22 protein-coding genes, 1 tRNA gene and 1 pseudogene are annotated in these 26,507 nt (G+C 70.8%); 18 read left to right on the top strand and 6 right to left on the bottom strand.

From position 1 onward, the window contains the following. The first annotated feature begins 63 nt into the window (after window positions 1-63). The 7 genes from ACIBG8_RS16445 (at window position 64) to ACIBG8_RS16415 (ending at window position 5,392) form a co-directional block, all read left to right on the top strand. Window positions 64-900 (top strand): AraC family transcriptional regulator, encoded by an 837-nt coding sequence (locus ACIBG8_RS16445; protein ID WP_397343557.1) that lies wholly within the window; start codon window positions 64-66, stop codon window positions 898-900. Between the two features lie 126 nt (window positions 901-1,026). Then, a complete protein-coding gene (locus ACIBG8_RS16440) occupies window positions 1,027-1,506 on the top strand; it encodes a MauE/DoxX family redox-associated membrane protein (RefSeq protein ID WP_397343556.1) in 480 nt (159 codons plus the stop codon). Continuing rightward, window positions 1,506-2,258, top strand: coding sequence for a DsbA family protein (locus ACIBG8_RS16435; RefSeq protein WP_397343555.1), 753 nt, complete (start codon window positions 1,506-1,508; stop codon window positions 2,256-2,258). Before ACIBG8_RS16440 ends, ACIBG8_RS16435 begins: the two co-directional genes overlap by 1 nt. Window positions 2,259-2,284: 26 nt before the next feature. Next, complete coding sequence (gene lgt / locus ACIBG8_RS16430) at window positions 2,285-3,301, top strand: prolipoprotein diacylglyceryl transferase (RefSeq protein ID WP_397343554.1); 1,017 nt, start codon at window positions 2,285-2,287, stop codon at window positions 3,299-3,301. Continuing rightward, on the top strand, window positions 3,298-4,002 hold the full coding sequence (locus ACIBG8_RS16425) for a VIT1/CCC1 transporter family protein (RefSeq protein ID WP_397343553.1): 705 nt from the start codon (window positions 3,298-3,300) through the stop codon (window positions 4,000-4,002). The genes lgt and ACIBG8_RS16425 overlap by 4 nt, the downstream gene beginning before the upstream one ends. Before the next feature lie 2 nt (window positions 4,003-4,004). Continuing rightward, on the top strand, window positions 4,005-4,811 hold the full coding sequence (locus ACIBG8_RS16420) for a hypothetical protein (RefSeq protein WP_397343552.1): 807 nt from the start codon (window positions 4,005-4,007) through the stop codon (window positions 4,809-4,811). An 11-nt stretch (window positions 4,812-4,822) separates the two neighbouring features. Continuing rightward, a complete protein-coding gene (locus ACIBG8_RS16415; RefSeq protein WP_397343551.1) occupies window positions 4,823-5,392 on the top strand; it encodes a hypothetical protein in 570 nt (189 codons plus the stop codon). 145 nt (window positions 5,393-5,537) lie between these two features. Here ACIBG8_RS16415 and ACIBG8_RS16410 read toward each other — a convergent pair whose 3' ends face one another. Then, on the bottom strand, window positions 5,538-7,034 hold the full coding sequence (locus ACIBG8_RS16410) for a bis-aminopropyl spermidine synthase family protein (protein ID WP_397343550.1): 1,497 nt from the start codon (window positions 7,032-7,034) through the stop codon (window positions 5,538-5,540). 692 nt (window positions 7,035-7,726) lie between these two features. Between ACIBG8_RS16410 and gltB the strand changes: the two genes are divergently transcribed. The 8 genes from gltB to pyk all read left to right on the top strand — a co-directional run bounded on the left by gltB (window position 7,727) and on the right by pyk (window position 20,421). Beyond that, a complete protein-coding gene (gene gltB / locus ACIBG8_RS16405; RefSeq protein ID WP_397343549.1) occupies window positions 7,727-12,211 on the top strand; it encodes a glutamate synthase large subunit in 4,485 nt (1,494 codons plus the stop codon). 14 nt (window positions 12,212-12,225) lie between these two features. After that, entirely contained in the window at window positions 12,226-13,677 is a 1,452-nt protein-coding gene (locus tag ACIBG8_RS16400) for a glutamate synthase subunit beta (RefSeq protein WP_397343548.1), read from the top strand. A gap of 371 nt (window positions 13,678-14,048) precedes the next feature. Continuing rightward, entirely contained in the window at window positions 14,049-14,780 is a 732-nt protein-coding gene (locus ACIBG8_RS16395) for a ZIP family metal transporter (protein ID WP_397343547.1), read from the top strand. A 28-nt stretch (window positions 14,781-14,808) separates the two neighbouring features. Next, entirely contained in the window at window positions 14,809-15,396 is a 588-nt protein-coding gene (locus ACIBG8_RS16390) for a TetR/AcrR family transcriptional regulator (protein ID WP_397343546.1), read from the top strand. A 91-nt stretch (window positions 15,397-15,487) separates the two neighbouring features. Further along, window positions 15,488-16,885, top strand: coding sequence for an MDR family MFS transporter (locus tag ACIBG8_RS16385; protein ID WP_397343545.1), 1,398 nt, complete (start codon window positions 15,488-15,490; stop codon window positions 16,883-16,885). Between the two features lie 120 nt (window positions 16,886-17,005). Next, window positions 17,006-18,586 carry a S8 family peptidase gene (locus ACIBG8_RS16380; protein ID WP_397343544.1) on the top strand — a complete coding sequence of 527 codons (1,581 nt, stop codon included), beginning with the start codon at window positions 17,006-17,008 and terminating at the stop codon, window positions 18,584-18,586. Further along, window positions 18,583-18,948, top strand: a complete 366-nt coding sequence (locus tag ACIBG8_RS16375) for a DUF2784 domain-containing protein (RefSeq protein WP_397343543.1) — start codon at window positions 18,583-18,585, stop codon at window positions 18,946-18,948. The genes ACIBG8_RS16380 and ACIBG8_RS16375 overlap by 4 nt, the downstream gene beginning before the upstream one ends. A 42-nt stretch (window positions 18,949-18,990) precedes the next feature. After that, window positions 18,991-20,421 carry a pyruvate kinase gene (pyk, locus tag ACIBG8_RS16370; RefSeq protein WP_397343542.1) on the top strand — a complete coding sequence of 477 codons (1,431 nt, stop codon included), beginning with the start codon at window positions 18,991-18,993 and terminating at the stop codon, window positions 20,419-20,421. Window positions 20,422-20,533: 112 nt separating this feature from the next. Here the strand turns inward: pyk and dapD are convergent, their stop codons facing one another. Continuing rightward, window positions 20,534-21,496, bottom strand: coding sequence for a 2,3,4,5-tetrahydropyridine-2,6-dicarboxylate N-succinyltransferase (gene dapD, locus ACIBG8_RS16365; RefSeq protein WP_397343541.1), 963 nt, complete (start codon window positions 21,494-21,496; stop codon window positions 20,534-20,536). A gap of 16 nt (window positions 21,497-21,512) precedes the next feature. Next, window positions 21,513-21,968: a MarR family winged helix-turn-helix transcriptional regulator gene (locus ACIBG8_RS16360; RefSeq protein ID WP_397343540.1), complete on the bottom strand. Its 456-nt coding sequence runs from the start codon at window positions 21,966-21,968 to the stop codon at window positions 21,513-21,515. Between the two features lie 68 nt (window positions 21,969-22,036). Between ACIBG8_RS16360 and ACIBG8_RS16355 the strand changes: the two genes are divergently transcribed. Next, window positions 22,037-22,609 (top strand): CGNR zinc finger domain-containing protein, encoded by a 573-nt coding sequence (locus ACIBG8_RS16355; RefSeq protein ID WP_397343539.1) that lies wholly within the window; start codon window positions 22,037-22,039, stop codon window positions 22,607-22,609. Here the strand turns inward: ACIBG8_RS16355 and ACIBG8_RS16350 are convergent. After that, window positions 22,587-23,204 carry a GNAT family N-acetyltransferase gene (locus ACIBG8_RS16350; RefSeq protein ID WP_397343538.1) on the bottom strand — a complete coding sequence of 206 codons (618 nt, stop codon included), beginning with the start codon at window positions 23,202-23,204 and terminating at the stop codon, window positions 22,587-22,589. The genes ACIBG8_RS16355 and ACIBG8_RS16350 overlap by 23 nt on opposite strands. Here ACIBG8_RS16350 and ACIBG8_RS16345 point away from each other — a divergent pair. Both ACIBG8_RS16345 and ACIBG8_RS16340 read left to right on the top strand, forming a co-directional pair. Continuing rightward, a pseudogene (locus ACIBG8_RS16345) lies at window positions 23,203-24,327 on the top strand (MFS transporter); the annotation flags it as partial. The gene ACIBG8_RS16350 and the pseudogene ACIBG8_RS16345 sit on opposite strands and share 2 nt — an antisense overlap. A 253-nt stretch (window positions 24,328-24,580) precedes the next feature. Further along, window positions 24,581-24,664: transfer RNA gene (locus ACIBG8_RS16340), tRNA-Tyr, on the top strand. A gap of 5 nt (window positions 24,665-24,669) precedes the next feature. On the opposite strand, the gene ACIBG8_RS16335 is transcribed toward ACIBG8_RS16340, so the two are convergent. After that, window positions 24,670-25,131 (bottom strand): hypothetical protein, encoded by a 462-nt coding sequence (locus ACIBG8_RS16335; protein ID WP_397343537.1) that lies wholly within the window; start codon window positions 25,129-25,131, stop codon window positions 24,670-24,672. After that, window positions 25,128-26,507: an ATP-binding protein gene (locus ACIBG8_RS16330; protein WP_397343536.1), complete on the bottom strand. Its 1,380-nt coding sequence runs from the start codon at window positions 26,505-26,507 to the stop codon at window positions 25,128-25,130. Before ACIBG8_RS16330 ends, ACIBG8_RS16335 begins: the two co-directional genes overlap by 4 nt.

Raw genomic sequence — 26,507 nt, 5'->3', positions numbered from 1 at the left:
TTTTCAGCCTGCCCGGTTACCGGGCGGCACGGCCATGGACAAAGCGCGGGGAGTTGTTGGACGTTGTCGTTCAGGCGGTGGATGCACTACCTCACCCCCGGCGCCGCGCACCGGCGGCTCGGCCTGGTCTGCCTCGGCGTCGGCCACCAGGACGGCAGGCTCCCCACGGTCGGCCCGCGCACCATGCAGAACCACGTCGCCGTCGTCGTCACCCAGGGCAAGGGCTGGTTCAGGCAGAACGACGAGCCGGTCGTCGAGGTGGTCGCCCCGGCCGTGATCTGGCTCTTCCCCGGCGTCCAGCACCACTACGCCGCGCACGACCCGGGCTGGACCGAGTGGTTCGTCGACTTCACCGGGCCGGCCGTCACCGCCTACGCCGAGCTCGGCTTCCTCGACCCGGTCAACCCCGTCACCCCGCTGACCTCGGCCGAGGGGGTCTCCCACGCCATCGGCCGCATCGCGCAGGCCTGCCGCAGGCGCTCGCCGTACCTGGAGGTCGAGACCTCGGCCATCGTGCACGAGGTGCTCGTCGCGCTGCGCCACGCCCGCGCCGACGAGGACCCGCACGGTGACCCCGTGCTCGCCTCGCTCGCCCGCGACGCCTGCCTGCCCATCTCGGTGGCCGAGCACGCCAAGCGGCTCGGCATGCCGCTGGCCGACCTGCGGCTGGCCGTACGCAGGCTGGCCGGGTGCAGCCCCAAGGACTACGTGCTGTCGATCAGGCTCAACCGGGCCAAGGACCTGCTCGCCACGGCCGACCTGTCGGTCGCCTCGATCTCCCGGCGGGTCGGCTACGACGACCCCGCCTATTTCACCCGCATTTTCACCCGGCGGGTCGGCATGCCGCCCACCGAGTTCAGGGCCCAGCAATACCAGAGTTTCCAGGTAGGACACGCTTAGCCGAGCCTTATCCCGGGCGTGATCAGATGTCCTCCAGTAACGTGCGCATCCCGGGATGCGCAATCAGAGGAGAGGCCAGTGACCGCGTCGCAACCGTCACATAGCGTTAGTTCAGCGATACCCTGGGTGACGACCGCCGCCCGGTTGATCGTGGGCGTGGTGCTGATCGTGGCCGGCTGGCTCAAGATCGGCAACCCGCCGCTGTCCGCCCAGGCGGTCAAGGCGTACAAGCTGCTCCCCGACTCGGTCGCCACGATCGTCGGCTACGGCCTGCCGATCCTGGAGATCGTCGTCGGAGTGCTGCTGGTCGTCGGACTGCTGACCAGGGTGGCCGGGCTCATCGCCGGGCTGCTCATGCTGGCCTTCGTCTTCGGCATCGCCTGGGCGTGGGGGCACGGCTACAAGATCGACTGCGGCTGCTTCGGCGGCGGCGGCGAGCTGCCCGCCGGTCAGGAGCCGTCGTACCTGCTGGACATCCTGCGCGACTTCGGACTCGTACTGCTCAGCGCGTGGGTCGTGCGGTTCCCGCCTGGACGCTTCGCGCTCGACGCCGCCCTCGGGCTGGCCGGCGAGCGTCAGACACGTGATATCGAGGAGGACGACTGATGGGCAAGGCCGAGCGGGAGAAGTCGGCGCGCGACCGGATCAAGGAGCAGCAGGCCGCCGACCGCGCAGCGGAGAAGCGCAAGCGCCTGATCACCTACGTGGCCGTGGGCGTCGTCGCCGTCGCCGCCATCGGCGCCGGGTGGTACATGGCCTACAGCAGCAGCAAGTCGGAGGCGGCCGGCGAGGGCCTGCCGCCCGCGACGGTGAACGCCGACGGCTCGGTCTCCATGGGTCAGGCCGGGGTCGCCAAGCCGGTCGTCGACATCTACGAGGACTTCCAGTGCCCCGCCTGCAAGCAGCTGGAGGAGGTCAGCGGCACCACCTTCAGGAACCTCGCCCTGGAGGGCAAGGCCAAGGTCGTCTATCACCCCATCACGATCTTCAGTCAGGAGCCGACCAAGTCGAACTCCATCAGGGCGGGCGCCGCCGCGCGTTGCGTCAGCGACGGCAAGCAGTGGCTGAAGTACCACGACACGCTGTTCAAGAACCAGCCCGACGAGACCGTCGAGGGCTTCAAGATCCCCGACCTCGTGGCCTGGGGCAAGGCAGACGGCGTCACCGCCGAGGGCTTCGACGCCTGCGTCACCACCCAGAAGCACGCCGCAGCGCAGGCCGCCTACAGCGAGAAGATCAACAAGGAGCAGAAGATCGAGGGCACGCCCACGGTCAAGCTGAACGGCGTGGTGATGGACAACGAAACCGCCTTCAGCCCGAAGCAGCTGCGCCAGGCCGTGCTTGATGCGGCCAAGTAGCCCGCCGTCCGCTACTCTCACGTGACATGCCCCTTGCCTCGATTCCCAGCCCTTCCCAGGGGGTCTGGTACCTCGGCGTGATCCCGATCCGGGCCTACGCGCTGTGCATCGTCCTCGGCGTCATCGTCGCCGTCTGGCTGAGCGAACGCCGCTGGCGCGCACGCGGCGGGACGCCCGGCACGATCGTCGATCTCGCGGTCCCCGCGGTGATCTTCGGACTCATCGGCGGACGGCTCTACCACGTCATCACCGACTGGAAGCTCTACTTCGGCCCCGACGCGCCGAACAAGCCCTACGAGGCGCTGTTCATCTGGAACGGCGGGCTGGGCATCTGGGGCGCCGTCGCGCTCGGCGGCGTCGGCGTGTGGTGGTGGTGCCGCAGGCACGGCATCTCGGTCACCGCCGTCGCCGACACCGTCGCGCCGGGCATCGCGATCGCCCAGGCGATCGGGCGCTGGGGCAACTACTTCAACCAGGAGCTGTACGGCGGGCCGACCACCCTGCCGTGGGCGCTGGAGATCGACAACGGCAAGGACCACGGGCTGTTCCACCCGACGTTCCTCTACGAGTCGATCTGGGATCTGGTGCTGGCGTTCGTCCTGATCTGGGCGGGCAAGAAGTTCGCGCTGCACTACGGCAGGCTGTTCGCGCTCTACGTCGCCGGTTACACCCTGGGCAGGTTCTGGATCGAGGGGCTGCGGATCGACCCGGTCGGCGGCGTCGACCACGCGGCGATGTTCCTCGGGCTGCGGCTCAACCAGTGGACCTCGATCGTCCTGTTCGTCGGCGCGTTGATCTACATCTATCTGACCAGGAACAAGACCGGCGAGGAGATCGTCGTCTCGCCGTCGGCCGAGGTCGCCGACCCCGCGCACACGGCCGAGGTCGCCGACGCCACCGAGACGGCTCCCGCCACGGATGCTGACGCCGTCGCCGAGCCAGACACCGAGCCACACGCCACAGCAGTGCCTGACGCCGATGCCGAGTCCGCGGACGCGGTCGAGGAGGCGTCAGCCGTACCGGAAGAGAAGAAGACGACGTGAGCCAGCGCGCGGAGCGGCACCACCAGCATCGCGACGTCACCGGAGGCTGGTTGCGGCCGTCGGTGTTCGGGGCGATGGACGGGCTGGTGTCCAACTTCGCGCTCATCGCCGGTGTCGCGGGCGGCACCGGCGACACCAAGGTCATCGCCCTCGCGGGCATCGCCGGGCTCGCCGCGGGCGCGTTCTCCATGGCCGGTGGCGAGTACGTCTCCGTGGCCAGCCAGCGCGAGCTGGCCCTGGCCGAGATCGCCATCGAGAAGCGCGAGCTCGAACGCCACCCCGAGGCCGAGCAGGCCGAGCTCGCCGACGTCTTCGTCGGCCAGGGCGTCGAGCCGGTGCTCGCCGCCGAGGTGGCCAGGCAGATCTCCCTGCACCCCGACACGGCGCTGGCCGTCCACACGCAGAACGAGATCGGCGTCGATCCGGCCGACCTGCCCTCGCCCAAGGTGGCGGCTGTCTCGTCGTTCCTGTCGTTCAGCGTCGGCGCCATCCTGCCGCTCCTGCCCTACCTCCTCGGCGTCACCAGCCTCGTCGTGTCGGCCGTGCTGTCGAGCGTCGCGCTGTTCGGCGCGGGTGCGATCGTGTCGACCGTGACCGCGCGCAGCTGGTGGTACTCCGGGCTGCGCCAGCTGGTCGTAGGGGCGGTGGCGGCCGGGTTGACCTTCGGCCTGGGCAACCTGATCGGGGCGAGCGGGCTGTGACCATGACGACACGCAAACGGCGCCGCACGCCGCCCTCGGACTGGCAGCTCCCCGTCCTGACCGGGTGGGGGTTCACCCCCAAGCAGCAGCGCCTCCTCGTGGTGATCGGTTCGATCGCGGGCGTGTTGCTGCTGGCCCTGGGCATGGTGGCGATCGTCGCCTCGATCAACAGCTCAGGCTCCACCTCCCGGCCCGTGAGCGCCGCCGCGCCGGGCTTCGGGCAGGCCATGCCGGAGGAGTTCCACGGCTGGCAGTCGCCCAAGGGCCTCGAACCCATCGCCGACCGTGCCAAGGACGCGAAGCCGTTCACGGAGAAGGAACTGTTCGCGCAGAAGAACCTCGTCATCGACAAGAAGCGCTCGCTCAAGCTCGCGGGGGGCGCGGTGGCGGCCGAGTGCGCGTCCTCCTTCTGGGGGCAGGCGCTGGTCGACGCGCTCGGGGCCGCCGGGTGCACGCAGGTGGCCAGGGGGGTCTACCAGAGTTCCGACCGTCGTTACGTCGCGCAGTACACGCTGCTCAACCTGCGTGACGCCAAGGCGGCGGGGGAGCTGGTGACCGCGCTGGGCACGTTGCACCGGGGTGGCTGGGTGCTGCCACTGGAGCAGGCCGGGGGCGCTTTCGTGTCCGGCGGCTACAGCCAGGGCGGCGCTTACGCGCTGGGTCACTACGTCGGGCTCGTGTGGATCGCCAAGGCGGACGGCAGCGAGCCGACCGCCAAGGACGACCTGACCGCGCTGGCGCTGACGGTGCGCGGGGCGGAGAAGCCCATCTACCGGCGGGTCGTGGCGATCACCGGGCCGGGGGCGTGATGGTGCGGCGGGTGCTGATCGGGGTGGCGCTGGTCGCGGTGGCCGCCGGGTTGTGGCTGTGGTGGCCCCGCGGTGGGCCCGATCGTCCTGCGACGTTGCGCAGCGAGGGGACGTCGGCGTTGTACTCGCTGATCGACTCCAGGGAGCGGGACGCCTCGCCGCTGACCGTGTCCGAGGTTTTCGGTCCTGGTACGGCTTCGCTGGGCGCGTTGACGCGGGGGGACGCCGAGGAGCTGACCGACTGCGGGGAGGCGTTGGACGGGGTCTCCGCGCCGGGGTGCACGCAGGCTTTGCGCGCCCGGTACGCGGGGGGTGCCGCGGCGGGGGAGTTCGTCATCTTCAACCTGCCTGACGGGCGGGCGGCGGACGCGCTGGTGGCGGCGTTGGGGAAGGACGGGTTCGTGCGGCGGACGGCTGACTTCGACACGGGGCGGAGTTGGGCGCAGGTGCGGGCGATGGGGCATTACGTGACGGTGAGCTGGGTGGGGCCGGTTGCGGCTGGGGCGGACCTGACGGGGCCGCAGGTGGCGCTGGACGGGCTGACCAGGATCGTGCAGTCCCGCGTGGTCAACGCTTCATAACCGCTTTCCGGGCGTCGCTCACCCATGCCCCGCGTGAGAGGGCATTGCACGCTTTGGGGACGGTCATCCCCTGGAAGACCCACCCTGAGAGGGACCCACGGTCGTGGGGCGGCCCCGGCGGGCTCGTGTTGCAGGGTGGAAGGCCTTATGGGGTGGTCAGGGTGGTGGTGACTGTCTCTGCGAGGGTCGTCAGGCGGTGCAGCGGTGCGTCCAGGGGGGTGACGTGCTCGGCCCACGGGGCGTGTTCCCTGATCACCGCCCGTGCCTCGTTCTTCGTCAGCCCCCGAGCCTTGATCAGCGCCTCCCGCCACGTGTTGGACACCTTCCCGTGCCCGTTGTCCAGGATGCGCCGCACGATCCGCCCCACCTCGTCCTCCGGCACGGCCCGCCGTACCGCGGTGACCGTCTGACCGTCGACGGCGACCGAGTACACCGGCGAGACCGCGTCCAAGGAAGGCGCGGCACCGGCCAGCACCGCGTGGACGTGCCCGGCGCGGGTGGCCAGCAGGAGCCGGGGCAGCGCCGCCTCCATCCCCGCGGGCACCGCGACCGCCACCCGCTCGTGCGCCGCCGCGTACGGCTTCGCCAGCCACGTCGCCAGCTTGACCCTGGGCTGCGGCAGGTCCTTGGGCCAGTCGCCGACCAGCAGGTCGAACCCCTCGCCACCCCCGCCGACCGGCGACGGCGCCGACTCCACCGACTGGGGGCCGTGCGTGTAGATGGCCGTGCCGTACCTGTCGACCCGCGCCGACACGGCGGGCCTGGTCTTGGTGGTGGGGCGCAGGATGTAGAGGTCGGCCGCGGAGCCGATGGCTTCGGCGCCGAAGTAGCGATTGAAGTCCGGATATATCGCCTCATAGGCGAGGTTGAGGTCCGACAGCGACTGCTGGACCTTGAACGCCAGCATCGGCATGCGCTCCCCGGCCCCGTACGCCAGCAGCACCCGCCCGTCGTCCGTCAGCCCCTCCACGGCCCGCGCCACGAACAGGCCGACGCCCTCGGGCGTGTAGGGCGGGTCGGTGATCGCCAGGTCGTGGCCGGAGGCCGGGATCCCGAGGCGCAGGTCGGCCCAGTGGGTGCGGACGCCGAGGTCCTGGGCGTCGATGTAGGCGAGGATGCGGTCGTCGACGTCGACCACGGTGACCTCGGCCTCCGGGTGCACCAGGCGGATGGCCAGGGAGGTCAGGTCGTGGTCGCCCACGCACAGCACCTTCGCGCCGGTCAGCCAGAACCTGGCGCCCAGGAGCAGCGCCCTGCGCAGGACGGTCTCGGGGGTGGCCGAGACGTGGTCGAGCTGGAGGCGGGCGCGCGGGGCCTTGGCGACGAGCCCTTCCAGGCGGTCGAGGACGTGCTGGTAGTGGGGGAGCAGGTGGGCCACGGGGTCGGCGGGGGGCGGGGCGACGGCGAACAGGTGCTGGTAGTCGGGCGTGTGGTTCAGCGGGACGCGGAACCGGTCGCCTTCGTGCTCCAGCTTGGTCTCGCGCATGAGCGCCTCGATGCCGCGGCGGGAGGTGGCGCTGTCACGGACGAGGTCGCCGAGCGTCCACCATTGGCCGTCGCAGAGCAACATCAACGCATGCCGCAGCCGCCGCCCATCCACGCCCGCACTGGACAGATAGCTTTCCAGACCCCCGAGCTCCATCCCCGCACTCTATCGGTGCCCGCTCCACCCCCTCTCGCTCCCGTCAAGACCACAACCCTTCTTGTACGGCTGTCGCCAGGGGACGCCCACTCGCCGTCGTGGGCTGGCCTCCGTCCAGGGGCACGGCCGACGGGCGCGCACCTACCCGCCGCAACGCCCGCCCGTGCCACCCCGAGGACACCCTCCCTTTGAGGGGCAACCCCCAAAAGGAGAGGGGAGGAGCGCGAGGCCCTCCCGGGGGCGCAAGGAAGCCTTGTGCGCGGGCTCTCGAAGGGTGGGAAAGCGTGGGTCCTTGTGGGGCGAGGCTCGCGAGCGCCGACCGCGAGGCCCTGCCCATCGCGCCACTCCCACGTCCCCCCCACCCACAGCCCCGGGCGCCACCGCTCTGGAGGCGGGTGACGGGTGTGTCGTGCTCAGGGGCGCTGGGTGGGTGGGCGGCCTGCCGTACGCGCGAGGGGGTTGAGCTGGGGGTGTGGGCTTTGGGGTGGTTTGGGGGGTGCGGGTATGGTGGGGTGTGTTTCGGGTTGTGGGACAGAGTCGTCCGCATGCCGGAACGCCGGAAATGTTCGCAATGTGGACCTGGCGGGCACCATTCCGACAGCGTGCGGTAATCTCTACCCACAACGCAGCAGGGCCAACGTCGTCCCCGCCTGTAAGCAGTTCAGACAGACGATGACGACGGGAGGGATTCAATGCCTGCTGCCCACCTCGGGTTCCCCGAGCCCCAGGGCCTCTATCACCCCGCCAACGAGCACGACGCCTGTGGTGTCGCGATGGTCGCGGATGTCGCAGGGCGATGCGGCCATGGAATCGTGGTGAAGGCTCTGACGGCCTTGCTCAACCTGGACCACCGGGGGGCCAAGGGTAGCGAGCCGGACACCGGCGACGGAGCCGGGATCCTGACGCAGATCCCCGATGCTTTCTTCCGCGCGACCACCGAGTTCGCGCTGCCCGAGGCGGGTAAGTACGCCGCGGGCATGGCCTTCATGCCCAGCGACCCCGAGGCGCGCGAGATCGGCGTGCGCATGATCGAGGAGATCGCGGCAGAAGAGGGCCTGACGGTGCTCGGCTGGCGCGACGTGCCGGTCGACTACCAGCTTCCCGGGCCGAGCGCCCGCGCGGTCATGCCGTTCTTCCGCCAGCTCTTCGTCTCCAGCCCCAACGGCGAGGAGGGCGTCGAGCTGGACAGGCTCGCCTTCTGCCTGCGCAAGCGCGCCGAGCACGAGGTCGACTGCTACTTCCCGAGCCTGAGCAGCAGGACGATCGTCTACAAGGGCATGCTCACCCCCGAGCAGGTCGAGCCGTTCTTCCCCGACCTGTCCGACGAGCGCTACGAGACCGCGATCGCGCTGGTGCACTCGCGGTTCTCCACCAACACCTTCCCGAGCTGGCCGCTGGCCCACCCCTACCGCTACATCGCGCACAACGGCGAGATCAACACGGTCAAGGGCAACCGCAACTGGATGCGCGCGCGCGAGGCGCTGCTGTCCAGCGACCTGATCCCGGGCGATATTTCGCGACTTTTCCCGATCTGCGACCCGGACGCCAGTGACACCGCCTCGTTCGACGAGGTGCTGGAGCTGCTCCACATCGGCGGGCGAAGCTTGCCGCACGCGGTGCTCATGATGATCCCCGAGGCGTGGGAGAACCACACCGAGATGGATCCCAAGCGCCGCGCCTTCTACGAGTTCCACTCCTCGATGATGGAGGCCTGGGACGGCCCTGCCTCGATCACCTTCACCGACGGCACCCTGGCCGGAGCGGTCCTCGACCGCAACGGCCTGCGCCCTGGACGCTTCTGGGTCACCGAGGACGGCCTGGTCGTGCTCGCCTCTGAGGCCGGCGTGCTGGACTTCAAGCCCGAGGAGGTCGTCCGCAAGGGACGGCTGCAGCCGGGCCGCATGTTCCTCATCGACACCGCCCGCGGCAAGATCATCGAGGACGACGAGATCAAGGCGGAGCTCGCCGCGGCTCTGCCGTACGAGGACTGGCTGCACGCCGGGCTCGTGCGCTTCGAGGAACTGCCCGCGCGGCAGCGGGAGATCCCGACCCACGAGGCCCTGATCAAGCGCCAGCAGACCTTCGGCTACACCGAGGAGGAGCTGCGCGTCATCCTCGCGCCGATGGCCAGGACCGGCATCGAGCCGATCGGCTCCATGGGCACCGACTCGCCCGTCGCGGTGCTCAGCGAGAAGCCCAGGCTGCTGTTCGACTACTTCAGCCAGCTCTTCGCCCAGGTCACCAACCCGCCGCTGGACGCCATCCGCGAGGAGCTGGTGACCAGCCTGGCCAGCGTCGTCGGCCCGGAGGGCAACCTGCTCGACCCAGGTCCCTCGTCCTGCCGCCAGCTCGTGCTGCCCTACCCGGTGCTCGACAACGACGAGCTCGCCAAGATCATCCACATCAACGACGAGGGCGGCCTGCCCGGCTTCCACCCGCACGTCGTCTCCGGCCTCTACACCGTGGCGGGCGGCGGCGAGGCGCTGCTGGCCAGGCTCGACGAGATCCGCGCCGAGGTGTCCGAGGCGATCGCGCAGGGCGCACGGGTGATCGTGCTGTCCGACCGCGGCTCCAACGAGACCCTGGCCCCGATCCCGTCGCTGATGCTGACCGGCGCGGTGCACCACCACCTCATCAACGAGAAGACCCGCACCAAGATCGGTCTCGTCATCGAGACCGGCGAGGCGCGCGAGTGCCACCACATGGCGCTGCTCATCGGCTACGGCGCCGGAGCGGTCAACCCCTACCTCGCGATCGAGACCGTCGAGGACATGGGCCTCGGCCACAAGGGCGTGCGCAACCTGATCAAGGCGTACGGCAAGGGCGTCATCAAGGTCATGTCCAAGATGGGCGTGTCCACCGTCGCCTCCTACACCGGCGCCCAGATCTTCGAGGCGCTCGGTCTCGGCAAGGACGTCATCGACACCTGCTTCGCCGGCACCACCTCCAGGCTCGGCGGCGTCGGCTTCGACGTCCTGGCCCGCGAGGCCGCCGAGCGGCACCGCCACGCGTACCCGCGGGTCGAGCACGCCCACCGCAAGCTGCAGGTCGGCGGCGAGTACCAGTGGCGGCGCGAGGGCGAGCCGCACCTGTTCAACCCCGAGACCGTCTTCAAGCTGCAGCACGCCACGCGCACCAGGCGTTACGAGATCTTCAAGGAGTACACGAACCTCGTGGACTCCCAGGCGGAGAAGCTCATGACGCTGCGCGGCCTGTTCACCTTCAAGGACCGCACGCCGATCTCCATCGACGAGGTCGAGCCCGTCGAGAGCATCGTCAAGCGCTTCTCCACCGGCGCGATGTCCTACGGCTCCATCTCGATGGAGGCGCACGAGACCCTCGCGATCGCCATGAACCGGCTCGGCGCCAAGTCGAACACCGGCGAGGGCGGCGAGGACCCCGAGCGCCTCTACGACCCGGTGCGCCGCTCCGCGATCAAGCAGGTGGCCTCCGGCCGGTTCGGCGTGACCAGCGAGTACCTGGTCAACGCCGACGACCTGCAGATCAAGATGGCCCAGGGCGCCAAGCCGGGCGAGGGCGGCCAGCTGCCCGGCCACAAGGTCTACCCGTGGATCGCCAAGACCAGGCACTCCACCCCCGGCGTCGGCCTCATCTCGCCGCCGCCGCACCACGACATCTACTCCATCGAGGACCTCGCCCAGCTCATCCACGACCTGAAGAACGCCAACCCGGTCGCCCGGGTGCACGTGAAGCTGGTCGCGGAGGTCGGTGTCGGCACGGTCGCCGCCGGAGTCAGCAAGGCGCACGCGGATGTCGTCCTCATTTCGGGCCACGACGGCGGCACCGGGGCCTCGCCCCTGACGTCGCTCAAGCACGCGGGCGCCCCCTGGGAGCTCGGTCTGGCCGAGACGCAGCAGACGCTGCTGCTCAACAACCTGCGCGACCGCATCACCGTGCAGGTGGACGGCCAGCTCAAGACCGGGCGCGACGTCGTCATCGCCGCGCTGCTGGGCGCCGAGGAGTACGGCTTCGCCACCGCTCCGCTGGTCGTCTCCGGCTGCGTCATGATGCGCGTCTGCCACCTGGACACCTGCCCGGTCGGCGTCGCCACGCAGAACCCGGAGCTGCGCAAGCGGTTCAGCGGCAAGCCGGAGTTCGTGGTCAACTTCTTCGAGTTCATCGCGCAGGAGATCCGCGAGTACCTGGCCCAGCTCGGCTTCCGCTCGCTCGACGAGGCGATCGGCCACGCCGAGGTGCTGGACACCACGGCGGCCGAGCACCACTGGAAGGCGGCCGGCCTCGACCTGCAGCCGATCCTGCACCAGCCGGACGTCGGCCCCGGCGCCCCGCTGCGCAAGGTCATCGAGCAGGACCACGGCCTGCGGCACGCCCTGGACAACACCCTCATCCAGCTCGCCGAGGGCGCGATCCAGTACGGCGAGCCGGTCGTGCTCGACATGCCGATCCGCAACGTCAACCGCACGGTCGGCACCATGCTCGGCCACCACGTCACCAAGAAGTGGGGCGGCGAGGGCCTGGCGGAGAACACCATCGACGTCAGCTTCACCGGTTCGGCCGGCAACTCCTTCGGCGCGTTCATCCCTCGCGGGGTGACGCTGAGGCTGACCGGCGACGCCAACGACTACCTCGGCAAGGGCCTGTCGGGCGGGCGCATCACGCTCCGCCCGCACGAGGTGGCCCCGCTGGACGGCCACATCATCGCCGGAAACGTCACCCTTTATGGTGCGACGTCGGGCGAGGCGTTCATCCGCGGCGTCGTCGGCGAGCGGTTCTGCGTCCGCAACTCGGGCGCGACCGCGATCGTCGAGGGCGTGGGCGACCACGGCTGCGAGTACATGACCGGCGGCAAGGTCGTCGTGCTCGGCCAGACCGGGCGCAACTTCGCGGCCGGGATGTCCGGCGGCATCGCCTACCTGCTCGACCTCAACGCCACGCGGGTCAACCGCGAGATGGTGGCGATCGAGGAGCTGACCGAGGACGACGCCGAGTTCCTGCGCGAGAGCGTGGAGAAGCACTTCGCCGAGACCGGCTCGACGGTGGCCAAGGCGCTGCTGGCCGACTGGGACGGCGCGCTCACCCGGTTCAGCAAGATCATGCCGACCGACTACAAGCGGGCCATGCTGGCGGCCGAGACCGCCCGCATCGAGGGCCGCGACATCGACGAGGCCGTCATGACGGCTGCGGTCCAGGGATAGGGGGCGTTTCCGAAATGGCTGACCCGAAGGGTTTCCTCACGCACGACAGGGAGCTGCCGTCCCGCCGTCCCGTGGATGTGCGCATCCGCGACTGGAAGGAGGTCTACGTCGACTTCCCGAAGGAGAAGCTGACCAAGCAGGCCTCCCGCTGCATGGACTGCGGCATCCCGTTCTGCCACAACGGCTGCCCGCTGGGCAACCTCATCCCCGAGTGGAACGACCTCGTCTACCGCGACGACTGGCAGGAGGCCATCGAGCGGCTGCACGCGACGAACAACTTCCCGGAGTTCACCGGGCGGCTGTGTCCCGCTCCGTGCGAGCAGGCGTGCGTGCTGGGCATCAACGCCGACCCGGTCGCGATCAAGCGGGTCGAGGTCGAGATCATCGACCGCGCGTTCGCCGAGGGCTGGGTCGCGCCCCAGCCCGCCGGTCTCAAGACGGGCAAGCGCGTCGCGGTCGTCGGCTCCGGCCCCGCGGGCCTGGCGGCGGCCCAGCAGCTCACCCGTGCCGGGCACGACGTGGTCGTGTTCGAGCGGGCCGACAAGATCGGCGGGCTGCTGCGGTACGGCATCCCCGAGTTCAAGATGGAGAAGCGGCACATCGACCGGCGGCTCGAGCAGATGGCGGCGGAGGGTACGGAGTTCCGTACCAGCGTCAACGTCGGGGTCGACGTCACGGCGGCGCAGCTCCGCGCCGAGTTCGACGCGGTCGTGCTGGCGGGCGGGGCCACGCAGTGGCGCGACCTGCCGGTGGCCGGGCGCGAGCTCAAGGGCATCTACCAGGCGATGGAGTTCCTGCCTCCGGCCAACAAGGAGTTCGGCGACTCGCCGATCTCGGCCGAGGGCAAGCACGTGGTCGTCATCGGCGGCGGTGACACGGGCGCCGACTGCATCGGCACCGCGATCCGGCAGGGCGCCGCGTCGGTGACGCAGCTGGAGATCATGCCGCGGCCGCCGGAGGACCGGCCTGGGTCGCAGCCGTGGCCGACGTTCCCGACGCTGTTCAAGATGGAGAGCGCGCACGAGGAGCTCGCCGACGGTGGCGGGGACCGGGTGTATGCGGTCTCCACGACGGAGTTCGTCGGGGATTCTTCCGGAAATGTCCGCGCATTGCGCCTGGTGGAGGTCGAGGGGCCGCAGAACGGCTTCAAGCCCGTCCCCGGGACGGAGCGGGAGATCCCGGCTGACCTGGTGACGCTGTCGATGGGCTTTGTGGGCCCGGAGAAGGGCGCGCTGCTGGAGGACCTGGGCGTGGACTACGACCCGCGCGGCAACGTGGCGCGGGACCGGTCGTACATGACCAACGTCTCCGGGGTGTTCTCGGCGGGCGACATGGGACGGGGGCAGTCGCTCATCGTCTGGGCCATCGCCGAGGGCCGCGCGGCCGCGTCTGCGGTCGACCAGTTCCTCACCGGCGAGACCGCGCTGCCGTACCCGATCCTCCCGACGGCCCGCCCGCTGGTGTAGGGCGTCGGGTCCCGCTGCAAGAGTCGGCCCGGCCGGACGGCCGGGCCCCCGCTCAGGAGAGGCGAGGACGGCTCTCCTGAGCAAGGATCCCCAGCGGGGCGGGCCTCGGTCCGCCCCGAGCCGGACATCGGTGCGGCCAGGAGGTGGGCAAAGGTGCCCACGATCGACGAACTCTGGTGGCTTTCCGTCGCGACAGCGGGTCTCGCCGTCATAGGTCCTCCGTCCCCGCCGATCGACCCGTGACTCTTGGGAACCCCCACGGGCTGGGCGCCGTCATGCGTGCCTGCGGCCCGCTGTTCCCGCCGCTACCGAGCGAACCGCTCCACCAGGCCCCGGGGCGCATCGTCCGCCGGGAGCTCTAAGGTGGGTGGGTGCTGTGGGGGTTCGTGGGTGGAGCGACGCTCGTCGTCGGCGCGCTGATCGCGTGGCTGGTGGACGTGCCGCGCCGCGCGATCGGCTGGGTGATGGCCTTCGGCGCAGGAGTGCTCACCTCCGCGCTCGCCTTCGACCTCATGGACGAGGCGGAACGCAAGGGCGGCCTCTGGCCCACGGCGGCCGGGTTCACCGTGGGAGCCGTCCTCTACCTGGCCGCCAACGCCTACCTGGCCACCCGCGGCGCCAGGCACCGCAAACGGTCGGGTGCGCAGCAGCCGAGCGAGACCCAGGCCCCCGGCAGCGGCGCCGCGATCGCCGTAGGTGCGCTGCTCGACGGGATCCCTGAGTCCGTGGTCCTCGGCCTGTCGGTCGCGCACGGCGGCACCGTCGGCCTGAGCATGATCGCCGCCGTCGCCATCTCCAACCTGCCCGAGGGCATGTCCAGCGCCGCGGGCATGAAGCAGGCCGGCCGCTCGGCCCGCTACGTCTTCACCGTCTGGATCGCCATCGCCCTGGCCTGCGGCCTGTCCGCGCTGCTCGGCGCGCTCGCCCTCCAGGCCGCGCCCCCCGAGGTCGTCGCGCTCATCACCGCCGTCGCGGCCGGGGCCATCCTCACGATGATCGCCGACACGATGATCCCCGAGGCGTTCGAGGACGCGGGTCAGCTCACCGGGCTCCTCACCGCCGCCGGATTTCTCATGGCTTTCGCCCTCGAAAGAATTGCATAGTCTGCAAAAAGTGCATAGAGTGCAAAGCGTGGAGAGTCCGGAAGCGCGGAGAGAACGCCGCAAAGCGGAGAAGCGACAGGCCATCAAGATGGCCGCGGTACGGCTGGCGCTCGACAAGGGGCTCGACGCCGTCACCGTGGAGGCCATCAGCGAGGCAGCCGACATCTCGCCGCGCACGTTCTTCAACTACTTCGCCGCCAAGGACGACGCCCTGACCGTGGATCCCGTCCTGGACCCGGAGGAGGTGGCCGGTGCGCTGGCCGCCCGCCCGGTGGGCGAGCCGGTGATGGAGTCGTTCCGGATCATCATGCGCGACGTGGCGGACAAGCTGACCCGCGCGTTCGCCGCGCTCGGCCCGGTCCAGGAGCTCCACCGGCGCCACCCCGAGCTGGCACGCCGGGGCAACGCCGTCGACCAGCAAGAACTGATGACCACGATGCTCGGCGTCGTCCGCGAGCGGTTGGGCGACGGCGACGGCCTGCGCGCCAGGCTGATGCTCATCGCGCCCTTCGGCGTCACTCTCGCCGCTGTCCAGGAGGCGATGGAGCATCCAGAGGGACCACCGCTCGAGGATCTGCTGACGCGCGCGTTCGACCTGCTCGAACAGGGTCTCTGACCGTAACAACAAAGCGCGGCGACCGGGGTGGCACCCCCGATCGCCGCTGATTCCCCCTGCCCTCCGGCAAAGAAAAGCAAGGAGTCCTGTCATGGTATCGACCACGGCCGCCCCCGCGGCCGCTCCTCCCCAGCGCGGCCTGCTGGTCAACATGGCCGCCCTCATGTTGATCATGTTTCTCGCGGTCATCGACCAGACCGTCGTGGCGACCGCCCTGCCCGTCATCGCGACCGACCTGCACGGCTTCGACCAGGTCGCCTGGCTGGTGACCGCGTTCTCCCTCACCTCGGGGATCTCCGGCCCGCTGTACGGCAAGCTCAGCGACATGTTCGGCCGCAAGCGGCTGTACCTGTTCTCCATCGCGCTCTTCCTGGCCGGTTCCGCGCTGTGCGGGCTGGCCGGGTCGATGGGTCAGCTCATCGCCTTCCGCGCCGTGCAGGGCGCCGGGGCCGGCGGGCTGATGGTGCTCACCATGGCCATCGCCGCCGACCTGACCACGCCCAAGGAACGGGCGAGGTTCCAGGGCGTCTTCGGCGCCCTCTTCGGGCTCGGCGCGATCGCCGGGCCGGTCATCGGCGGGTTCCTCACCGACCACCTGTCGTGGCGGTGGATCTTCGCCATCAACCTGCCGCTCGGGGTGCTGGCGCTGGTCGCGGGCGCGGTGACGCTGAAGCTGCCCCGCCGTACGTCACCGCACCGGATCGACTGGGCCGGGTTCGCGCTCATCTCTGGCGTGTTGACCTGCCTGACGCTGCTCGCCTCGTGGGGCGGGGCCGAGTACGCGTGGTCGTCGCCGGTGATCCTCGTGCTGGGCGCGGGCGCCGCCGTACTCACCGGGTTGTTCGTGTGGGTGGAGCGGCGGGCCGAGGAGCCGCTGCTGCCGCTGCGGCTGTTCCGCGACGCGACGTTCACGCTCGGCTCGGCGGCCATGATCCTGCTGGCCACCGGGATGCTCGGGGCGGTCACGTTCCTGCCGATGTTCCTGCAGCTCGTGACCGGCGCCAGTGCGTCGAACTCGGGGCTGCTGCTGATGCCGGTGATGCTCGGGATGGTCGTCTCGTCGTTCGTGACCGGGCAGCTCGTCACCCGGATGGGCCGCTACAAGTGGATCTCCGTGGGCGGCGCGGCGCTGGTCACGAGCGCCGCCGGGCTGTTCGCCACGATGGGCCCCTCCACCTCGCCGCTCGTCTCCGGCGCGTACATGGTGGTGTTCGGCATCGGGCTCGGCATGTGCACGCAGAACCTGACGCTCGCCATGCAGACCAGCGCGCCCGCCGCCGACCGCGGCGTCGTGACGTCGGCGGCGGGCCTCAGCAGGAACGTCGGGGGAGCGGTGGGGGTCTCGCTCCTCGGCGCCGCGCTCGCGAGCCACCTGTCCGGCGGGATCGCGACAGGGCTGAGCACGGTGTTCGCGTGGACGGTCCCGATCCTGGCGCTCGGCGCGCTGGTCCTGGCCTTCCTGCCCGACCTGCGCCTCGCGGGCAAGTAAAGACGTGGGGTACGGCCCCGCCGTACCCCACCCAATATGTGTGGCTAAGTTGCATCTCGCGTGCGCCGTCGGGAAGATGCAAGTTCGGCAGTGGCGTGAGATAGGAGCAGTATGCGGCGGATGACCAGCGGAATCACGGTGGCCGCCCTGGCGGTCGCGCTAGCCTCCTGCTCCTCCACGGCAGCGCAGTCCGAGAGCACCGAGTACCTGGTCTTCTACGCCGACGGCGCCCAGGACGCGGCCACCGCCGCCATCAGGCGCGCCGGAGCCACGCCCGTCAGCACCGACACCAAGCTCGGCTACGTCATCGCCAAGGGCGGGGACGAGCTCGCCGACACCCTCGACGCCGACCCCAGCATCGCCGGGGTGACCACGGACAGGGAGATCGGCAGGAAGGCCGGTTTCGCCGCATTCCCCGACGCCCGCGCGCTGGAGAGCGGCGGCGGCGGCGAGCCACTGGCGCGCCGCCAGTGGGACATGCGGATGATCGGCGCCGACCAGGCGGCCAAGACGGCACCGGGCACCAAGGAGGTGCTGGTCGGCATCCTGGACACCGGTGTGGACGGCAAGCACCCCGACATCGCCCCCAACTTCAACGCCGAGCTGAGCCGCAACTTCGTCACCGACCGGCCCACGGACGCGTCCGGCGAGACCCTCGACGGGCCCTGCGAGCACGAGGGGTGCAAGGACCCGGTCGACGAGGACGACGACGGTCACGGCACGCACGTGGCCAGCACGATCGGCTCCCCGGTCAACGGGCTCGGCGTCGCGGGCGTCGCCCCCGGCGTACAGCTGGTGAGCCTCAGGACGGGGCAGGACTCCGGCTACTTCTTCCTCAAGCCCAGCCTCGACGCCCTCACCTACGCCGCCGACATCGGCGTCGACGTGGTGAACATGAGCTACTACATCGACCCGTGGCTGTTCAACTGCGCCCACAACAAGTCGGACAGCAAGAAGCAGCGCCAGGAGCAGCGGGCCATCGTCACCGGCATGCAGCGCGCCATCGACTACGCCCGCAAGCGCGGCGTCACGATCGTCTCCGCGCTCGGCAACGGCTCCACCGACCTGGGCAAGCCCAAGATCGACTCGTCCAGCCCGAACCTGCCCAAGGGCAAGGAGCGGACCAGGCACATCGACAACTCCTGCCTCAACGTGCCGGCCGAGTCCGACGGGGTCATCTCGGTCAGCGCCGTCGGCCCGTCAGGGCGCAAGGCCGTCTACTCCGACTACGGCACCGAGCAGACCGACCTGGCCGCGCCAGGCGGGGACGCGCTCGACGGCAAGGGTGAGTCGGCGACCCGCTCGATCCTGGCCGCGGCCCCCGAGGCGGCGCTGCGCCGCGAAGGCAAGATCGACAAGAACGGCAAGCCGACGACGAGCGAGGTCGTCCGGCAGGGCGGCGCCTACTACCAGTACCTCGACGGCACCTCCATGGCCTCCCCGCACGTCGCGGGCGTCGCGGCGATCCTGGTCAGCCGCTTCGGCAAGCCGGGCAAGGGCGGGCTGCAACTCGACCCGGCCACCGTCGAGCGCCTGCTGTACGCGACGGCGACCAAGACGGCCTGCCCGGCGCCCAGACGCTACGTCTACAACGTGTACGGCGACAAGCAGACGCACCTCTGCGAGGGCGGCAAGTCCGATAACGGTTTCTACGGCCACGGCATCGTCAACGCCCTCAAGGCGGCTACCGTCAAGCCATGATGTACCGGGTCATCGCGGACGCCGTGATGGTCGTGCACTTCGCCTTCCTGGCCTTCATGGCGGCGGGCGGGTTCGTGGCGTGGCGGTGGCCGAGGGTGATCTGGGCGCATCTGGCGGTCGTCGCGTGGGGCGTCGTCTCCATCGTTACCGGAGTGGAATGTCCGCTGACCGTCGCCGAGGACTGGGCGCGCAGACATGCGGGAATGGCGGGCCTGCCGCCCACAGGCTTCGTCGACCACTACATCGAGGGCGTCATTTATCCAGAGGAATACACGAACCTGGCCAGGATCGGGGTGGCAGTTCTCGTACTGTTCTCCTGGGTGGGCTACCTGTGGAGGCGCCGTCACCGGGAATTCGCCTGAGCCGTGACTGCCAAGTGGTCTGTACCAATTAAGGTAGGACTCGTGACTCGTCGCGCGAAAATCGTCTGCACCCTCGGCCCTGCCACTTCGTCCAAGGAACGGCTCAGCGAACTCATCGCCGCCGGGATGGACGTCGCCCGGTTCAACCTCAGCCATGGCAGCCATGAGCTGCACGAAGAGGTCTTCCACCGGGTCAGGGAGGTGGCGGCCGAGCTCGGCCGCGGTGTAGGCATCCTCGCCGACCTGCAGGGCCCCAAGATCCGCGTCGGCACGTTCGAGGAGGGTCCGGTCAGGCTCGCCTTCGGCGACGTCTTCACCATCACCACCGAGGACGTGCCCGGCGACCGCGAGCAGGTGTCCACGACGTACAAGGGCCTGCCCAACGACGTCACCCCCGGCGACACGATCCTCGTCGACGACGGCCGCCTGGTCCTGGAGGCCACCCGCGTCGACGGCCAGCGCGTGACCACCCGCGTGGTCATCGGCGGCATGATCTCCGACAACAAGGGCCTCAACCTGCCCGGCGTCAACGTCACCGCGCCCGCGCTGACCGACAAGGACGAGGCCGACCTGCGCTGGGCGCTGCGCATCGGCGTCGACATGATCGCGCTGTCCTTCGTGCGCCGCCCCTCGGACGCCGACGTGGTGCGCAACATCATGGAGCAGGAGGCCGTACGGCTCCCGCTGCTCGCCAAGATCGAGAAGCCGCAGGCCGTCGAGCGGCTGCCGGAGATCGTCGAGGCGTTCGACGGCATCATGGTCGCCCGTGGCGACCTGGGTGTGGAGCTGCCGCTGGAGCAGGTGCCGATCGTGCAGCGGCGGATCATCGAGCTGTGCCGCGAGAAGGCGCGGCCGGTGATCGTGGCCACGCAGATGCTCGACTCGATGATGAACGCGCCGCGGCCCACGCGCGCCGAGGCGTCCGACGTGGCTTACGCGGTCATGGACGGGGCCGACGCGGTCATGCTGTCCGGGGAGACGTCGGTGGGCAACTACCCGATCGAGACCGTGGCGACCATGGACCGGATCGCGTGCGCGGCGGAGAACGCGTCCCTGCACGCCACCCACAGCCTGGAGCGTTTGCCCGAGACCACGGGCGGGGCGATCGCCCGTGCGGCCGCCGAGGTCGGGGCGATCGTGGGGGCGAAGGCGCTGATCGCGTTCACGATGTCGGGGGAGACGGCTCGGCGGCTGGCCCGTTATCGCTCGCCGATCCCGCTGCTCGCCTTCACGTCGGCGCCGCACGTTCGTGGCCAGCTGTCGCTCACCTGGGGCGTCGAGACCTTCCACGTCCCGTTCGTGCACCACACGGATGACATGGTGCGGCAGGTGGAGGCGTCGCTGCTCTCGCTGGGGCGGTTGGAGAAGGGCGACAAGGTGGTCATCGTGGCCGGTTCGCCTCCCGGAACGCCCGGCAGCACCAACGCCCTGCGCGTCCACACGATCGGCAGCGCGGTCTCACACGCGCAGTGATCTTTTGAAGGACCCCAGCTATGGGGTACGGCTGACGCCGGTGAAGGGCCACCCACCGCCGTGGGTGGCCCTCCTTTTGTTGTGGCGGTAAGTGGCGTCCCCAGCAGGTCTGTCAGTTGGCGTGGAGGGCCGCGTTGAGTTCGATCGCTCCGCCCGTGCGGGGGGTCGCCTCGACCGCGCCCGTCTGGGAGTTGCGGCGCAGCAGGATGCCGTCGCTGCCCGACAGCTCCTTGGCCTTCACCACGCGGCCGTCCGGCAGCGCGACCTTGGTGCCCGCGGTGACGTAGAGCCCCGCCTCCACCACGCAGTCGTCACCCAGCGAGATCCCCACCCCGGCGTTCGCCCCCAGCAGGCAGCGTTCGCCGATCGCGATGACCTCCTTGCCGCCGCCCGACAGCGTTCCCATGATCGAGGCCCCGCCGCCCACGTCGGACCCGTCGCCCACGACCACCCCGGCCGAGATGCGCCCCTCGACCATCGACGCGCCCAGCGTGCCCGCGTTGAAGTTCACGAACCCCTCGTGCATCACCGTCGTCCCCGGCGCCAGGTGCGCGCCCAGCCGCACCCGGTCGGCGTCCGCGATACGCACCCCGGACGGCAGCACGTAGTCGACCATCCTGGGGAACTTGTCCACCCCGAAGACGGTGACCGAGCCGCTCTTGGCGCGCAGCCGTACCCTGGTCTGCTCGAACCCCTCCACCGCGCACGGCCCCTCGCTGGTCCACACGACGTTGGCCAGCAGGCCGAACACGCCGTCCAGGCTAAGCCCGTGCGGGCTGACCAGCCGCGAGGACAGCAGGTGCAGCCGCAGGTAGGCGTCGTGCGCGTCCACCGGCGCCTCGGAAAGCTTGGAGATGCCGGTGCGCACGGCCACCACCTCGACGCCGCGCGCCGGGTCGGGACCGACCAGGGCGGCGAGCTCGCCCGCCTCGTCCGCGCTCAGCCGTACGGTGCCCTGAACGGGAGGGTCGCCGAGCGTGGGGGCGGGGAACCAGGTGTCGAGGACGGTGCCGTCGGCGGCGATGGTGGCCAGGCCGACGCCGTGGGCGCCGGTAGCGGTGGGATCGATAGTCACGCGCCCCAAAATACCGTCACTCCTCGTCGACCAGGTGGTCCAGCAGCACCTGGTGGATCTCCCTGAGCTGCTGGAGCTGCTCTGGCGTGAGCAGGTCGACCAGGTGGGCGCGCACGCTCTCCACGTGGCCGGGCGCCGCTGCCTCCAGCGCCGCCATGCCCTCGTCGGTGAGTACGGCCAGCCAGCCGCGCCGGTCGGCGGCGAAATGCTCGCGCCGCACCCATCCGGCCTGCTCCAGCTTGTTGACGGCGTGGGAGATGCGGCTGGGCTTGGAACGGGTGAAGCGGGCCAGGTCGCTCATGCGCCTGGTCCGGTCGGGGGCCTCGGAGAGGATGACGAGCAGCTCGTAGTAGGTGACGGGCATGTCGGACTGGCTCGTCAGGTCCCGCTCCAGGCGGTCGAAGAGCAACCGGGTGGCCGAGGAGTAGGTGCGCCACGCGAGCTGCTCGTCGTCGGTGAGCCAGTTGGTCATGCGGGAAAAGTATCACGCGAAACTGTTGTGAGCTGGACTACCTTGCGCGCCGGTAGGCTGATCGGGCCGTGGACATCACCCATCACCTCACCGCCTCGCTCGAGGCCGCGATCGCCCTCGCCAACTACGCGGGCTCCCGTCACAGTCGCGGGCGCGAGCACGCCCCGGCGGCGGGGGAGGCGGGCCTGCGCGAGGTCGAGGCCGTCCTGCGCCTGGCCACGAACCGGGTCCCCGCCGTCGACGCGGCGGCCTTCGAGGCGCTCAGGGCCGGTGGCCTGCGCCTGTACGCCGCGCTCGGGCACCTGATCGACGGCGACGAGGACGGCGCGGCCGAGTCGGTCAACGGCCTGCTGGAGGCGGTGCGCGCCACGCCGAGGCTGGTACGGCACGACAACGCGCCCTGGCACCTGCACTTCGCCGCCCCGGCCGACACGGGGGCCGCCAGGTGGCTGGCGGACCTGGCGACGGCCGTGGCGTTGCTGCTGGGCAGCGCCGAGGTGAGCAGGCTGCACCGGTGCGCGGCCGAGCGGTGCGACAACCTGTTCCTGGACGGCACGCGCAGCCGTACGCGGCGGTTCTGCTCCAACGCCTGCCAGAACCGGACGAAGGTCGCCGCCTTCAGGCAGCAACGCGCGATGTGAGTACGGCCGCCAGCGGGGTCCAGCCGAGCGCGGTGTAGAGCTGCTCGCCCTCGTGGGAGGCGATGAGCAGGCCGGTCTTGGCTCCGCGGGCCACTGCTTCCGCTGCGAGTGCGGCCATGATGCGGGTGCCGTGGCCCCGGCGCTGGTGCTCGGGGTCTGTCCTGATGGCGTGGGCCACGGCTGATGCGCCTGCCAGGCCCATCATGCCGGTGGCGGCGATCTGGTCGCCCACCGTGATCCGCGCGGTCAGGACGTCGCCTTCCGCTGTCACGGTCACGCCTTCCGCCGTGGGGTGGGTGGGGAGTTCGGTGGTCATCAGCCGTTCTGGTGGGCCGAGGGGGACCAGTCCGGCCTGCTGGAGTGTGGTGCTGTCCTCTTCCGGGTGCTGGGTGGGGACGGTCAGCCAGGTCGGCTCCTCGGCGGTCGCCACCCGGGCGGCCAGGTCGGGCAGGGCTCGGCGGTCGAGCACGATGATCTCGTGGGTCCTTCCCGGGAGGCCCAGGGTGACGAGCAGCCCGCCGTCTATTTCCTTGGCGGGGTCCAGCCCTCGGCACAGTCCCCAGCCCGCCTGCCAGTTCCGGATATATCGGTCCATGGGGAGGATTGTAACTGTTGTTTGGGTTAAAGTCAGTTACATGTCGCGCCTCTTCTTTCTGCTGTGGTTGGGAAACGCCGCGGGGACGCTGAGCATGGTGCTCTTTCCCGTCGCGCTGGCCCTGGCGGTGCTGGATCTGGGTGGGCGTCCTGACGTTCTGGGGGTCGCGCTGGCGGCGAAGACGGTGGGGTTCCTGGTGGCCACGCCGTTGGGTGGCGTGCTGGCGGATCGCTACCGTCCTGGGCCGGTGCTGGCGATTTCCGGGCTGGTGGCGGCGGCGGGGACCGGGGTGCTCGCGCTGCTCCTGGACGGGGCTGTGGCTCCCGTGGTGGTGGCCTCGCTGGTGGCCGGGGGTGGGCAGGGGTTGTACCGGCCCGCGCACCAGTCGGCGGTGGCGGGGGCCGTCGCGGTGGAGCGGCGGCAGCGGGCCAACGCGCTGTCCTCGGTGAGCGGCCGGATCGTCTCGATGGCGGCGCCGGCGCTGGCGGCGGGGGTGGCAGCGGCGGCGGGCGCCCGCACGGTGCTGGCCATCTCGGCGGCCCTCTGGCTCCTCACGGCCCTCGGCCTCCGCGCCACCGGCACGGCCCGCGCTACCTCCCCAGGTGCCTGCATCCCCTCGTCTTCCTCCTCCGCCTCTCGAATGCCGGGGTTCGGAGGGTCCGCCGCCCGAGGGCCTGCCTCCCCGGGACCTGGCCCTCAAGCGGCCGGGGCAGGGCGCGGGTCCTTAAGGGCCGGGTCCTCCGGGTTTCTTGGGGGTGTGAGGGAGGCGGGGAGGCATGCGTGGTTTGTTGCTGGGCTGGCAGCGCTCTCCATCGAGGCCGCCACCGGGTATGCCGCCACCCAGGTGCTGCTGCCCGTGGTGTCGCGGGAAGAGTACGGGGGCGATGCGCTGCTGGCCGCCGCGCTCACCGCGCTCACCGCGGGCGCCCTGGCGGGAGCCGTACTCATGCTGCGCTGGCGCCCCCCAGCGGCGGGCTGGATCGCGCTCGCCGGGCTCGCCGCCTACGGTCTGGCTCCGCTCTCCCTGGCCGTCTCCGCACCGGCGCCCGCGATCGTCTCCTGCTACGCGCTCGCCGGTTTCGGCTCGTCGCTGTTCAACATCACCTGGTTCACCGCCACCCAGCGCGAGATGCCCGGCGAGCTGCTCGCCCGCGTCTCGGCCGTCGACTTCCTGTTCTCCTACGGCCTGGCCCCCCTGGGCCTGCTGGCGATCGCCCCGCTGTCCGAGGCCCTCGGCCCGACCCCCGTCCTGTACGGCTGCGCCGCAGCGTGCCTCCTCGCCCCGCTGGCCGCCGCGCTGGTCCCCACCTCGCGCGGGTTCACCGGAAATCCCGTTGCACCCGCAGACTCGGCTTTGCGACCCTCGGAGGCGTCGAGGGACAGCGCCGGAGCGGGAGAGCCGGGCCTGACTGTAAATCAGGTGCCATCGCGCTGAGGGGGTTCGAATCCCTCCTGTCCCACCTCGCTACTCCGGGCAGTCCCGGGGCCCGACGTCCTGCCCGTCGACCGTGACCTGGGCTGGAGGGCTCTCCGGCACCGTGGCGGCAGCCGTACAAGCGATCTGCCGGATCGCCAGCGCCGGCAGCTGCCCCGCCGGGGTGGACAGCGTCACCACCAGCCGGCCCGCCGGTTCGACGGTCACCGTGAACGGCCCGGCCTGGGGCGGGACGCGGGTGGTGAGGCCCTGCGCCTGCTCCGTCGTGGTGGGCCCCGCCGCCAGCAGCGCGAGGGTGTCGGTCTGGGACAACGGCCCGCCCGGCCGGGTCACCGCGCTGAGCCGGTCGCCGTTCACCAGGTAGAGGGTGATCTTCCTGGTGGCTTCGACGCGCCCGCCGGGCGGGTCGCCGCCGGTGATGACGCCGCTGGGCCGTACGCCGCAGCCGGTCAGGACGAGCAACGCCGCCAGGATCGCGGCCGGGGTCTTCACGATGTGTCCGCGTCGCGTGGCAGGCGCAGGGTGAACACCGCGCCACCGCCTGGCGCGTTGGCGACGGACAGCTCGCCGTGGTGCAGGCGGGTGTTCTCGCGGGCGATGGCCAGGCCCAGGCCGCTGCCCTCCGACCTGGCCCTGGCGGCGCTGGCCTTGTAGAAGCGGTCGAAGACGTGCGGCAGCACCGCCCGGTCCAGCCCCGGGCCGTGGTCGCGGACCTGCAACGTGATCCACTGCCCGTCGGCCGCCAGCCGTACCGACACGGGAGGACGGCCGTGGCGCAGGGCGTTGGCGACCAGGTTGGCGAGGATGACGTCCACCCGGCGGGGGTCGAGGCGCGCGGTGACGTCGGGTGCGAGCTCGGTGCCGACCTGCTGGGTCCAGCCGCGGGTGCGCAGGGTGGCGTGCACGAGCTCGGCCATGTCCACGTCGTTCAGGGTGAGGGCGGCGCCACCGGAGTCGAAGCGGCTGATCTCGATGAGGTCGTTGACCAGCTCGGTGAGGTTGAGCGTCTCCTGGCTGACCAGACGCGCGGCGGTGGCGGCGGGTTCCGGCAGCCCGGCCGCCTCCTCCTCCAGGACGTCGGCGACCGCGGCCAGCGCGGCCAGCGGGGTGCGCAGCTCGTGGGAGACGTCGGCCACGAACCGCCGGGCGTCGGCCTCCATCTCGCGCAGCTGCGTGACGTGCTGTTCGAGCTGCTCGGCGGTGGTGTTGAAGGTGCGGGCCACCTCGGCCAGCTCGTCGGAGCCCGCGACCGTGATCCTGGTGCGCAGCTCGCCCTGGCCGAGCAGGCGAGCGCCCCGGCCCAGCTCGCGCACCGGGCCCAGCACGCCGCGCGTGGCCAGCCACGCCAGCACGACCGCGAACGCCAGCGCCGCCGCGCCGGTGAGCCAGGCGGAGACGGCGAGCTGGTCGATGCTGCGTTCTTCCGGGAGCAGGCTGCGGGCGATGTAGACCTCGATGCCGGACAACCGCTTGCTCTGGTCCGCTTCGACGATCATCAGCGGGGTGCCGATGATCAGGATGGGCGCGCCCTGCCACACCACGCGCTGCCACGCCAGGGCGCCCCCGGCCACCGCGCGGCGCAGCTCTTGCGGGATCACCGCGGGATCAAGTCCGGCCGGTGAGCGCTCCCCGTGGTACACGGCGACAGCCAGGCTGTAGCGGTCGGTCACCGTACGGGCGATCTCACCGAGCTGCGCCGGGCCCGGCGTCGCGGTCGGCAGCGGGAACAGCGCCCCCAACCTGCTGGTCATCGTCTGCACGCCCGCGTCCTGGGCCCGCTGCAGGATGGCGTTGCGCGCCTGCACGTAGATGCCCCCGGCCACCGCCGCCGCCGTCACCACGCAGAGCAGCGCGAACGCGAACAACAA

The organism is Nonomuraea sp. NPDC050556, from assembly GCF_044457355.1.
Classification (GTDB): domain Bacteria; phylum Actinomycetota; class Actinomycetes; order Streptosporangiales; family Streptosporangiaceae; genus Nonomuraea.
Note: the sequence above shows the minus strand (reverse complement) of the source record. Positions and strands in the feature narration are given on the sequence as shown.